The organism is Trichocoleus sp. FACHB-262, assembly GCF_014696035.1.
Lineage (GTDB): Bacteria > Cyanobacteriota > Cyanobacteriia > FACHB-46 > FACHB-46 > Trichocoleus.
This window is the reverse complement of the sequence record NZ_JACJPK010000097.1, coordinates 92,599-105,073: the sequence shown is the minus strand read 5'-3', so window position 1 is coordinate 105,073 and position 12,475 is coordinate 92,599. Positions and strand designations below refer to the sequence as shown.

Annotated in this window: 7 protein-coding genes; 4 read left to right on the top strand and 3 right to left on the bottom strand. The window is 49.2% G+C overall.

The annotated features are described in order from the left end of the window. Window positions 1-139 precede the first annotated feature (139 nt). The 4 genes from H6F68_RS22825 (at window position 140) to H6F68_RS22810 (ending at window position 6,954) form a co-directional block, all read left to right on the top strand. A complete protein-coding gene (locus tag H6F68_RS22825) occupies window positions 140-4,279 on the top strand; it encodes a cadherin-like domain-containing protein (protein ID WP_190562551.1) in 4,140 nt (1,379 codons plus the stop codon). 245 nt (window positions 4,280-4,524) lie between these two features. Next, window positions 4,525-5,088, top strand: a complete 564-nt coding sequence (def, locus tag H6F68_RS22820) for a peptide deformylase (protein WP_190438033.1) — start codon at window positions 4,525-4,527, stop codon at window positions 5,086-5,088. 241 nt (window positions 5,089-5,329) lie between these two features. Further along, window positions 5,330-5,524 (top strand): hypothetical protein, encoded by a 195-nt coding sequence (locus H6F68_RS22815; protein ID WP_199300252.1) that lies wholly within the window; start codon window positions 5,330-5,332, stop codon window positions 5,522-5,524. A 47-nt stretch (window positions 5,525-5,571) separates the two neighbouring features. Next, a complete protein-coding gene (locus H6F68_RS22810) occupies window positions 5,572-6,954 on the top strand; it encodes a PrsW family glutamic-type intramembrane protease (RefSeq protein WP_190562549.1) in 1,383 nt (460 codons plus the stop codon). Between the two features lie 127 nt (window positions 6,955-7,081). On the opposite strand, the gene H6F68_RS22805 is transcribed toward H6F68_RS22810, so the two are convergent. From H6F68_RS22805 to H6F68_RS22795, 3 genes are all read right to left on the bottom strand, one after another. Continuing rightward, window positions 7,082-7,696, bottom strand: a complete 615-nt coding sequence (locus tag H6F68_RS22805) for a hypothetical protein (protein ID WP_190562547.1) — start codon at window positions 7,694-7,696, stop codon at window positions 7,082-7,084. A gap of 87 nt (window positions 7,697-7,783) precedes the next feature. Continuing rightward, entirely contained in the window at window positions 7,784-9,496 is a 1,713-nt protein-coding gene (locus tag H6F68_RS22800; RefSeq protein WP_190562545.1) for a CHAT domain-containing protein, read from the bottom strand. Window positions 9,497-9,591: 95 nt separating this feature from the next. Then, on the bottom strand, window positions 9,592-12,099 hold the full coding sequence (locus H6F68_RS22795) for a protein phosphatase 2C domain-containing protein (protein WP_190562543.1): 2,508 nt from the start codon (window positions 12,097-12,099) through the stop codon (window positions 9,592-9,594). Window positions 12,100-12,475: the final 376 nt, after the last annotated feature.

Here is a 12,475-nt window from a genome sequence, read left to right as displayed (position 1 = left end):
GGGGCAGTGTTTCCTAGCTAGTTACGTAATTCATCAGGATCGCGAACTAGCATTTCTGGCGCTCCATCGCAAATTCCAACTATCGCTAGAGTTTGATGGAGCGCTTCGTCTTCACTTCACGCTTCAGTAGGTAAATTGCATGAGTTTGAGTATTAGCGACCTATTTGATGAGAGCTTCTATCTCGTGAATAATCCGGACGTAGCAGAGGCTGTCCGGCAAGGTTTTTTTATCAGCGGTTTTGAACACTTTATTCAATTTGGTCAGTTTGAAGTTGTCAACAGCCCTAGCCGCAACCCTAGCCCTTTATTCGATGAGGCGTTTTATCTAACCAATAACCCAGATGTAGCGGAAGCTGTTCGGCAAGGCTTCTTTCCTAACGGGTTTCAGCACTTCATTCAGTTTGGTCAGTTTGAGCTTGGGAACAGTCCAACTCGTTCTCCCAGTTTTCTGTTTGATGAGGCATATTATCTGGCCAATAACCCAGATGTCCTCTCAGCAGTTAAGGCAAGCGTCTTTAACAGTGGCTTCGAGCACTTTATTCGTTTTGGTCAGTTTGAGGCTGATACTACTCAGACTCGCAATCCAAGTATTTTTTATAACGAGCGATTCTATCTAGAACACAACTCAGACGTCGCGGCAGCTGTTGCGAGTGGCTCTTTTGCCAGTGGCTTCCGACATTTCGTCTTTTTCGGAATTAAGGAGGGACGAACTGCGATAAATACGCCTCCGGTTGCTGGTAGTGAGAGCTTTACTGTTGATGAAGATACTCTTACACTCCTCCCCAGCCTCTTGGCCAATGACAGCGATCGCGATGGCGATCCATTGGTCATTGCAGGTTTCACTAGTCCTGCTCATGGGTCGCTGACGACTAATACCGATGGGACATTCTCCTACACCCCAGAGCTTAACTATGAGGGAACTGATAGCTTCACCTACACAGTGAGTGATGGTTATGGTGGTGTAGCGAGTAGTACCGTCACCATTACCATTAATCCCAGCCCAGATACTCCGGTTGCCGGTAATGACGCGTTTACTACCAACGAAGACACTGCGCTTAGCTTCACTAGCACCGAGCTACTGAGGAACGATTTTGATCCTGAGGGAGACACCTTCTTCTTCGATAACTTCGTGCAACCTGCCAATGGCACGGTCGAGGGCTTGGGCAACGGCACCTTTATCTACAATCCCAAGTCCAACTTCAACGGCACAGATAGCTTCACTTACACCATTACAGATGGTAATGGTACTACAGTCGCTGGCACCGTCAACCTCACTGTTCGTTCCGTCAACGATGTCCCCATAGCGGGCAACGATACTTTCAGTACCAACGAAGATACGGAAGTCAGTTTCAGTCGAGCTACGCTGTTAAGCAATGACACGGATGCTGATAGCAATCCCATTTTAATTACGGGCTTTACTCAGCCACTAAACGGTAGGCTCGTTGATCTTGGCGGCTCCTATATCTATACCCCCAAGTCCAACTTCAACGGCACAGATACCTTCACTTACACCATTACAGATGGTCGCGGTGGTAATACAACTGCTGTTGTAACTCTGAACGTTAACGCGATCAACGACGCACCGATCGCGGGCAACGATATTATTACGACAAACGAAGATACATCTGTTACCTTTACTCAGGCCAATCTATTACTTAATGACAGCGATGCTGACCAAGATACCCCTTTAATTACTAGCTTCTCCCAACCGGGACGGGGAGTACTAGCGAGTAGTAATGGGAGTCTTACATACACACCTACTGCCAACTTTAGTGGCAGTGATAGCTTTACTTATGTCGTTACAGATGGCAAAGGTAGTTCTACGACTGCTACTGTCACCCTAGTTGTCAACTCAGTTCAAGATATTCCTGTTGCCAACAATGATGCATTCACAACCAGTGAAGACACAGAGTTACTCATTACTCCTAATGAGCTCCTTAGAAACGATAGTGATGCAGACCAACAGCAACTGCTAATCAATAGCTTTGGTCCAGCATTAAATGGCGCTATCAGAGATAACGGCAATCAAACCTTTACTTACACTCCAAACCCTAACTTTAACGGTTCTGATAGCTTCACCTACACGATTACAGATGGTAGTGGTGGAACCGCAACTGCTACGGTCAACGTCAATGTTACGTCAGTCAACGATATTCCGGTTGCGAGTAGTGACGCAGTGACCACGAATGAAGATTCGTTGGTTTTAATCACTAATGTACTCGCCAACGATAGAGATGCAGACCAAGACGCGATCGCAATTATTAGCTTCACTCAGCCTAGTAGCGGTACAGTAGACAGTCGCAACAACGGTTCGTTTAATTACATACCTAATCCTGACTTCAACGGGTCTGATAGCTTCACCTACACCATTAGTGATGGCAGGGGAGGCAGTACTACTGGCGTCGTCAACATCACGGTTAACGCGGTGAACGACCTGCCCATTGCCAATAGCGATACGGCCAGTGCTAATGAAGATACACAAGTCACAATTGTCAATGTCCTAGCCAACGACAGTGACATTGAGGGTGATACCTTTTTCCTCAGCAGCAGTACCTCAGCTACGAATGGTCAATTAATTGATCAGGGAAATGGCACTTTCCGCTACACCCCAAACACCAACTTCAACGGTACAGATAGCTTTACTTACACCATTACTGATAGTAACGGTGGCTCTGCTTCTGCCACAGTCAACATCACGGTTAACGCGGTCAATGATGCTCCGATTGCCAGCAGCGATACAGCAAGCACCACTGAAGACACCCAGGTCAACATCCCTGTCCTGACCAATGACACCGATGTAGAAGGCGATGTTCTGAGTGTTAGTAATTTCTCTCTGGCGACCAAAGGCAGCCTGAGCCAAAACAACGGCGTCTTCACTTACACGCCCAATGCGAATGCGAATGGCACAGACAGCTTCACCTACACCATCAGTGATGGCAATGGCGGTTCTGCCTCGGCGACGGTCAATGTCACCATCACCCCAGTCAATGATGCTCCCATTGCCAGCAGCGATACAGCAAGCACCACTGAAGACACCCAGGTCAACATCCCTGTCCTGACCAATGACACGGATGTAGAAGGCAATCCCCTTTCGATTACAGGGGTCTCTGTCAATCCCACCCGGGGCTCTGTGGTCAGCAACAACGGCGTCTTCACTTACACGCCCAATGCGAATGCGAATGGCACAGACAGCTTCACCTACACCATCAGTGATGGCAATGGCGGTTCTGCCTCGGCGACGGTCAATGTCACCATCACCCCAGTCAATGATGCTCCCATTGCCAACAGTGATACGGTCACAACTAACGAAGATACAGTAGTCACGATCGCAGCCCTAGCGAATGACACTGATGTTGAGGGCAACACTCTGTCAATTACCGGAAATACCAATCCTGCGAACGGCTCCGTTATCAGCAACAACGGTACCTTCCGCTATACCCCGACGACCAACTTCAACGGCTCTGATAGCTTCACCTACACCATCAGTGATGGCAATGGGGGAACTGCTTCTGCCACAGTCAATATCACGGTTGCTGCTGTCAACGACTTACCCAAAGCTTCGGCTGACCTATTGGTAGTAGATGCTACGACTTCAACCACCATCATTCCTGGTACCTTGTTAGCCAATGATACGGATGTTGAGGGAACCCTAACGATCGCCAGTACCACCCAGCCAACCCGTGGTAGCTTGGAGGCTAGACCTGATGGTACCTATGTCTACAACGCTACTAGTGGCGCTAATGGCAGTGATAGCTTCACTTACACGGTAACTGATGGTGCAGGCGGCAATGCGACAGCGACAGTAAATCTGATCGTGGCTCAGAGCATTGATTCTAATTTCTCCTTAGCCGCCAACGAAAACATCACTGCTGCTACCACCATTCCGCACACCTCTGTCTCAGTTAGGGGAGATGGCTCCTTTGACTACTACTCGTTTATTATCGGTAGTGCCTCAGGGCAAGGTTCTGTCCAAGGTATCTTCGATATTGACTTTGCCGATCAGGGTGGTACTGCGGCTTTGGATACCGAGATATTCCTCTTTGACAACAGAGGGACTCTCTTAGCAACAAATGATGATGCTGGTAGTCCTGATGCTGGTAGTTCGTCCTTGAATGATTCATATCTGACCTATAACTTTAATGCCCCAGGGCGTTACGTTATTGGAGTTGCCAAGGTTGAGTCAACCAACACCATTGGCAGCGGAATCACGGGTACACCGCTCACGGCGAATGATAGTTACACGCTCAATGTTTCCATCGAAAACCATTTCACAGTTTAGAGCGAGGCCACTGGAAACCAAGCTGATTTCAACCTGCTCTTGAGTAAAGGTTGAATCGACAACTAGTTTTAATTGAGAAGAGGTGTGGCCTACCACACCTCTTTTGTCTTTAAAGCAATCCCAGTTCAGCCGGGTGCGATCGCAAATTAGGCATTTTCTACCCAGGCAATCCAGAGCAAGGGTTGATAAGATGAATGTAAAGCGGAATCATTCCGGAATTTAGCCCTAATTGCGAGCATACGTTCATGACTTCTGAGGTTCTTGTCGAAAAGAAAAAGTTAGATAATCCGCCTCTGGAAATTCACCATCTTGGCGATCGCGTCTTACGTCAGCCAGCAAAGCGAATTAATAAAGTGGATGCAGAAATCCGCGATTTAGTACGTGAAATGCTCCAAACCATGTACAGCGCCGATGGCATTGGGTTAGCTGCCCCCCAAGTAGCTGTGCAGAAACAGCTGATTGTTATAGATTGCGAACCAGATGACCCCACTAATCAACCACTGATCTTGATCAATCCCAGTGTCAAGCATATGGGCCGCGATATTTGTGTAGCTCAAGAAGGCTGCCTCAGCATTCCGGGGGTTTATCTAGATGTCAAACGGCCTGCGGCAGTCGAGGTGTCTTATAAAGACGAGTATGGACGGCCACAGAAACTAACGGCAACTGGACTACTCTCTCGGGCGATTCAGCATGAAATGGACCACTTAAACGGTGTGTTATTTGTAGACCGAGTCGAGAATGGCCTAGCACTCAATCAAGAGCTGGCTAAGTATGGTTTTTCGGCTCAGGCTGTGAAGCCTGTTGCTTAGGGCGCTTGGCTAAATTCGGAAATGACGCTATAGCTTCTATGAGAGTTTTCTACGTGAGCTTGTACGTGAGCCTGCAAATTTCTCATAGAGGTTAATCGTAATCACAGGACCAAGCCCAGAGTGTTGCTGAGTTAATGATTGACCGAAGGGCTATTTATAGATCAGCCCTAGATTCTTTAAGCATTAGTGACTGATTGCATCTATTCTTTACTATTGTTGCTTGATTAAAGGTTGAATAGCATTGACCCCGAAAAGTGGTGTATTCTTGGGCGGTTCTTGTGTAGCCGCGATCGCTGCAGTTGGCTCTGTATTTGAGCTATCTTCTGGAAAACCAGATCTAGGTGGACTAGTCACCGGAGTTATTCTAGCCATTAGCATTCCGTTGGCTGTGATCTTTTTCTTGGCAGCGGTTCGAGATGCCAGGGCAAACCAGTGAAAGTGTGGCAAGATAAGCCTAGCTTTTAAAATCCAGCCTTCGTGACGATGACGGATCAGGATCCTTACGTCGCCTTCCTCTGGCAAGTTCCTTCTTCAATTTCTATAGAATGGAATTCCCCTTGCTACCCGTTGTCGCGCACCCAATCAGTAACGGTTGGACGAGATACTTATTGCCAGATTGTCTTAGACTCAAGTTTGTTTGGGATGGTGTCACGACGGCATGCTCAAATCCGTCCCATCCTCAACTTCAAAACTCAAGTTCAAGAACCGCTCTGGGAAATTTGCGACCTTAATAGCGCCAATGGCACTTACTTAAATGGACAGCGCTTACAGGGGTGCCAAGTTTTGCAGGTCGGCGATCGCATTGTGCTCGGTGGTAATGGCCCAAAATTTATTTTTGAGTGCCATTTAGTCGAGCCTTCAGCCGCTTCCCATGTAGCAGTGGTGCCACAGCCTAGCCATGCCGTGCCCTTCCAGTCTGCTGCCACCGCACCGCCCTTAAGAAGCCCTCGGTTAGTAGCGACAGACTCGGTCACTTTAACGCAACTATTTCCTATTCTTTCGACTGGAAGAGAGCTAGCGCACAAAGCCTACTTAGTTCCTGGTATCGTCACAGTCGGCTTTGTCGTGCTTATGTTTGCCGCTGTGGGTCAGCCAGTCGCCTTTAATCTGCTGCTTGCTACCTATCTAGTCGGGGCAGCTTACTATCTCGTTTATCAGCTCTGCGGTAAAAGAAAGCCGTGGTGGGTGCTACTAGGGGCTCTAGGCGTTATGGTGCTCATTTTGCGGAGTCCCATTCTATCAACTTTCATTGTGCTGTTTCGACAAGTACTTCCCGGTCGTTTACCAATTCCGGATGAGTCTACTAGTTTTCTCAGGCTCATCACTAGCATGTTCTTTGGGGCTGGCTTGATGGAGGAGTTGCTAAAAGCTCTGCCCGTCCTGCTAGCTTACTGGCTCGGTCGCTGTCTGCGATCGCCCTGGCGAGAACAAATTGGCGTTTGGGAACCTCTAGATGGCATTTTGCTGGGCACCGCTGCCGCCGCTGGATTTACGCTAGTAGAAACTTTGGGCCAATACGTTCCAGATATTGAGCAGCAGTCTAGTTCCCTAGAAGGTCTCCAACTCTTAATTCCACGAGTTCTGGGCTCTGTGGCTGGTCATATTGCTTATAGTGGCTACTTAGGTTATTTTGTGGGCCTCACTGTGCTCAAGCCTAGAAAACGTTGGTTCATTCTCAGCATCGGCTATCTTACCGCAGCGATCCTGCATGCTTTATGGAATGCAGCTGGTACCATTAACGCTCTACTGCTGATGATCGTTGGAGTTGTCTCTTATGCTTTTTTGGCAGCAGCAATCCTCAAGGCTCGACAACTGTCACCGACACGCTCTCAAAACTTTGCTACTCGGCTTTCCAAGTCTCCTTAGCCTTTGAACTTTTAGCTCAGTTCGCCCAGTTGGGCGATGATGCAGTTCTCAGAGGATGCTTGAATAGAATCATTGAAAGCAATCTTTTATACCTAAAACTCAACGGAGACTATCAATGCCTAGCTCATCATTCACAACTCTCATCAGCTTGAGCGCTGTCAGTTTGATGCAGCTGAGCCAAAGCACAACGAGCGATCGACAAGCTCAGACGGGCCTGCTCCAGTTCTGATAGCTCTTCCCAACTTACGGGTCGCACTGCCTTAAGCGTAGACTCCACAACTTCAGTGGTTTCTGCTTCTACCCCCCGCATCGCATAAGCCAGCGGACGTGCTAAGACTTGCAGGTCATCAGCATCCCAATTGGGTAAGCTTTGCTGCACACACTGAACTAGCTGCTCAGCGAGAGACAGATTGCTAGCAAACACCTTTTGAGCTTGCTGAACGATTGCGTTTAAAACACTCTGAGGAGCCCAGGTAGCAAAACGCTGCGATAGAGAATTTTGTGCCCAAATTCCATCTAGGCAAGCGAAGAAGTCCTGCGATCGCGCTGCTACTTCATCCTCAGGCCAGTTATCTAGAGAAAATCCTTGCTCTAGCTTTTCCAGATAGGACGTTGCTTCTGGATCTGCGATGTTCCAAGGGTAAGGCGTATCAATGCTCAGAGTAGCCTCTAGCAAATCATCTAGTTCAACTTGGAATTGAGAGTGCTCGAAATAGTCTGAGTGCATAGTTCCGTTTCTCATCGTGCTACTCCTGATTGCATTTGACGTGGGTAGCTACACGCCGATTTTTGGAAGTTCCGCAAGCAATTGAAATTTAGGCCAATTGGCTTAGATGTGGTTTTCCTCAGAAGTTGGGCGCTCGATCAAAAACTCTAACGCTTGCCCATTAGGATTGCCAAATTTTAGCTGAACTCCAGAGCGCAAAGAGACTTCCTGTTGGTGGATTCTTCGCCAGCCATTTGACCCTAAAATGAAAGTTCCATATCGAGACACATCTTGCAGAATGTAAGCTGGCTGGTTATCTGGCTGATCTGAAGCATCTCGATAGAAAATTTTGGCATGGTACCGAGAAACTCCAGCTTCTGGTAAAACCAAATCATTATCTCCTTGGCTACCCACCCGAATCACTCCATCTCGAATTGGCCAAGCTTTAGGTGGAAGTCCGGTTAAGCGTAAAGAAGCCATTGGAATTCGCGGTCTAATGTCGCTAGGAAATCCTTCTGGCGGCAGCATGGTGTTGTTGCCTTTATCTTCTTTGATGTCCTGACCGAACTGGATACTACCCTCCGTGTGGATCAATCGACCGTCAAATTGTGGATGCATATACAGAACTGGCAAGGTCCAAGCAGGCTGATTAAATTTGTACAGCATTAAAAGATGCTGTCTTGCCAAAGCTACTGCCCGATCGATCGGTTCACTTTTTCTCAAGGCTTGGGCAAAGGAGCGGATAAAACTCAACGCTTCTTGGTCTGTAATAGAGTCGCGCATGCCTAAAACCGCAGGGACTCCATGATGAATCAGGACTTCTGCCAGACTGCTGCGTGGAATTGGTTGGTCATTAGTGTGATCTGGCTGAGCACCCCAGCAAGCATTAAATACTGCGAGAGTAACGCGGCAACGAGTCAAAACTTGAGCTAATTCGGTGCCATTAAGCGCGTTTCCCGGACCCAACAAGAGCAAGCCACCGTCAGGTGCAGGTACACCATGCCCTGCGTAAAAGAAAATGTTGTATTTTCCTGTTTCCAGGTGCTCAATTAGCTGAGCTGGCGTGGGCTGGATCAGAGTGTCTACCTGGGAGCGCACTGCTACTGTTTGCTGACCACCTGTATCTGAAACCTCATGATTGGTCAGGATTTCTTCTAATGCAGCGGCTTCTTGTTCTAGATTCAGCGCTGCTGGTTGCGGGGATGCAGCCCCAGCCCCAACATTTTCAGAATGATTAGAGGCTGTATCTGTGCCTTGTCCTAAAACCAAAAGCACTTTGAGGGATTGCTCCATCCGTAAAGCTGGCAGCGATTCTACCTCACTGGTCGTGCGGCTAAACAAAATCTGATCACTAGCGATCGAAATCACTGAGCGGCCCATTTGGGATTGCATGATTTCCCAAGGTAGGGCAATCAATTCAGGGTCGCGAATCTCTAAACGCAATCGCAGCGGTGTGCCTAGCCCAAAAGCCATGCCTTGGCTACGATTGATGCTAGCTTCTACCGGTCCGTCAAATAGCCATTGCCACAAGTTGACCCCTAAGTTCTGCATCAAGCGAGCCCCATAGGGTAGGGCGTTGGGTTCTGGCGTAGAGGCTGGAGGCGATGTCGCTGATGGCACCGAAGAGACATGAGGCACTTGCGGCAGACCGCGCAGAGAAAACATTTCCTGCCAAGCTTGCCAAGCTTGCGTTAGCGTGTCAGGCCAAACGCAATCGTGTAAGACGTACCCACTCGGGTAGGGGGCATTGATAACCCAGATTACATATCGATTTGTTCCTGAAGCTGCCAAACGCTGAATGGACAGGCTAAGGCAAGGAGTTTCTGACACAGGCATTCAAAAACCGTAAGTTGTAAGAATCTGAGCGATCGCTAGTTTTCCTATCAGTCTATCTGGTCTTGGGAGAGTTGAGTTCTGACAGCAGAGTCCATTTATTCTGGAGCTGGCGATGGGCTGGGTGCAGGGGTAGGCCTGGGTGTCGGAGTTGATGGGGGATTGCTACAAGCTCCTAATTGATTTGGCGAAGGTGAATTAGGCTCAATCAATGGCATTAAAACTGCTTCTTCAATCCAGCCACTGGCTCCAGGTTGCAGAAAGCGATCGCTGGGTGACAGGGTTGTCGCGCGGTTGGAAGGCGAGGCGGTTGGAATGGGAGTTGCCGTTCTTGGAGACGCGGGTTCCTGAGCGTTCGTGCCACTAGAAATGGAGCAAACTTTTAATTTGACCCAACTGCCTTGAGCGGGAATGACTTGCTTGCTCAAGACTTGCAGTAGTCCCCCTGCAGGAACTAACTGAGCCGTTGCAGCATTAGGAGTGCGATCGCCTAATGCAGGACTGGATGCAACGCCTGATTCAGGTGATTCAGGATCAGGTGCAGTTGTAGAACTACCCGGCTGAGGTTGCAATTGAATTGATCCGGTCCCGCGATCGCTAGCAAGCCCTGAATTGGGTTGACGAATTTGAATCAAAGTCCCTGGGGCCAAGGTGAGCGACGAGACAAGGGGCGAGGGATTCGGTGAAGGCAGGGTAGAAATAGGCGTACCAGGGTTTACTTGCGCTCCATCTGGTTGGGGAGCCCGACCCAGTAGTGGATTGATGCGACGACTAACCCCAGGCAAAAGCAGATAAGCGAGAACGCCACCTAGACCAACCAACAACAGAATGCCTAGCAGCAGTAGGGCTCCATTCGGAGAACGTCGTGGCGGTAAGATTTGAGTTTTTAGGGTAGACGGAGCTGCATTCAACACCTGAGTGGGTGTGTCAGTCGCGATCGCCGTGGGCTGCCTACTTGGGGGGAGGTCTAGATCCGGTGACTCCGTCAACAGAGACGCTGGCAATTCTGCGATCGCTTCGGTATGCGTCACTTGGTAGTAGAGCAGGCCGACAGTAACGTTGTCATGCCCATTCCGCATGTTGCCAATTTCGACCAGGCGTTGGCAAGCAGTGGCTACATCCACCTTACCGTCCAAAATTGGCAGAATTTCGGTTTCCCAGCACTCCTCAACGCGATCGTTCTCAGTCAAGCCGTCCGAACAAAGTAAGAAGACACCCGCTTCATCCAGAATCAAACGCTGCACAGTCGGATGCAGCGTAGCTGAACTACTCATGCCTAGAGCTTGCACCAGCGAACCTGCAACTGGTTGCTGTACCGCATCTCGGTATAAGGCATAGCCCAAGCGCACTTCCCGCGAAGCGACATCGTCATCTACTGTGAGTTGGTAACAACCAGTTCGGGTAATCCAATAGACGCGGCTATCGCCAATATGAGTGATATAAGCTTCATGACCACGGGCCAACGCCATGACTAAAGTGGTGCCCATGCGTTGGCGCTCTAGCCGTCGCTCTTGGTCGTTGCGCTGACAAATTAAATCATTGGCAAGACAGACAGCCTGCTCCAGTTCTGCCATTAAGCTATCTGGGTGTTGCAGAGCTACGTCCAGTTCTAGAGCCTGAATTCGTTCCTGAACAGCAGCGATCGCGAGATTAGAAGCAACATCCCCTCCTTCATGCCCACCGATGCCATCACAAACCAAGGTGAGGGTTTTGGGCGTTTCTCCAGGATGCAATGGCACTGAAAAAGTAGTACCACTCGCCGGGTAGCAGGCATCTTCATTGCGTTGGCGACTGGGGCCTTGGTCGGTGCGCGTAGCAATCTGGGCCAAACGAGCTTGCGATCGCCCACAAACAACCAAGCCTCGGTCTAGTTGAGCAGTCAGCTGTTCGGGCGTACGAATCTGCCCTTGAATCATTTGATGACACAAGGCTGCTAGAAAACGCGCAATTTCAGGCTGGGCCGTCGGTGCCCACTGCAACCATAACTGTCCGAGTTCCCTCAAAGTAGGAGCGGATTTGCGATCGCTCTGTAGTTCCAGCAGGCGTACAAGCGGCCCTTCCACTCGCAACAGTTGCGGCTCGACTAAGCTAGAAGCTACCCTTTCACTACTAAACGGCTGCCATAACTGCGAGATTTGCCACAACCAATTCAGTTGTCGGATTGCCGGGGCCTCTGGCCACACATCAGCTAAGGCAGGGAACAGTGGATGCGATAATTCGCCTGCACTCTGGCTCCAACGCCTCGTCTCTAGCGGAACTTGCTCTAGCAGCACCACTGGAGCGCCCTTTTCCGTTTGCACTTGCCCATATACCTGGGGAATATGCAGTTGATACGGAAACAACCTTAGATAAGGGGCGATCGCGTCGGAAATATCACTGGGTAGATCGGGGAGCAAACCTGGCTTAGTGTCGAACAAAACTCGGCGGCTTTTTAAGACATAGCGATCGCCTAAGACATCTCCGATTTGATAGGCATCAACTCCTGTCCCTACAGCCCAGAGATACCGTTTGGGCAGAGAGGATCGGCATTGTTGGCAAAAGTTGTACGCCTCCGTATTGAGCGTCTGACAAATGGGGCAATAAATGGGTGCCGTAGCATGGTTCATGAATGGTCCTACCAGAGCCACCAAAGGGGCGCAGCCATAGTTTGCGAGCCTAACTGTTGCTATGTAACTGTTGCTATGGATTGTAACGTTTGCTGTTCACTACATTAGCTGGTTCAGGTGTGCGAACAGCGTCGTCATCTCACCATCTTGCCCCGATCCAGGGGAAGGGAGCTTAAATGAGCTTAACTCTTGAGGCGTTAGTGCTAAACAATCAGGGTAGAAACCCTGACTACGTATGAACTAGCGGATGAGAGGTAAGTTCCATAGGACTTCACTAAAGACAGAAGACAAAACCCGCCTCAGTTTATACCTTGTTACTTAGATATTAAAAACATGATGAATAACTCATTAATTAAAGACAATGAACAATCACTTG

Coding starts and splice junctions, on each gene's coding strand:
- H6F68_RS22795 (WP_190562543.1), bottom strand. CDS start 12,099: ATGAACCATGCTACGGCACCCATTTATTGCCCCATTTGTCAGACGCTC.
- H6F68_RS22805 (WP_190562547.1), bottom strand. CDS start 7,696: ATGAGAAACGGAACTATGCACTCAGACTATTTCGAGCACTCTCAATTC.
- H6F68_RS22825 (WP_190562551.1), top strand. CDS start 140: ATGAGTTTGAGTATTAGCGACCTATTTGATGAGAGCTTCTATCTCGTG.
- def (WP_190438033.1), top strand. CDS start 4,525: ATGACTTCTGAGGTTCTTGTCGAAAAGAAAAAGTTAGATAATCCGCCT.
- H6F68_RS22810 (WP_190562549.1), top strand. CDS start 5,572: ATGACGGATCAGGATCCTTACGTCGCCTTCCTCTGGCAAGTTCCTTCT.
- H6F68_RS22800 (WP_190562545.1), bottom strand. CDS start 9,496: ATGCCTGTGTCAGAAACTCCTTGCCTTAGCCTGTCCATTCAGCGTTTG.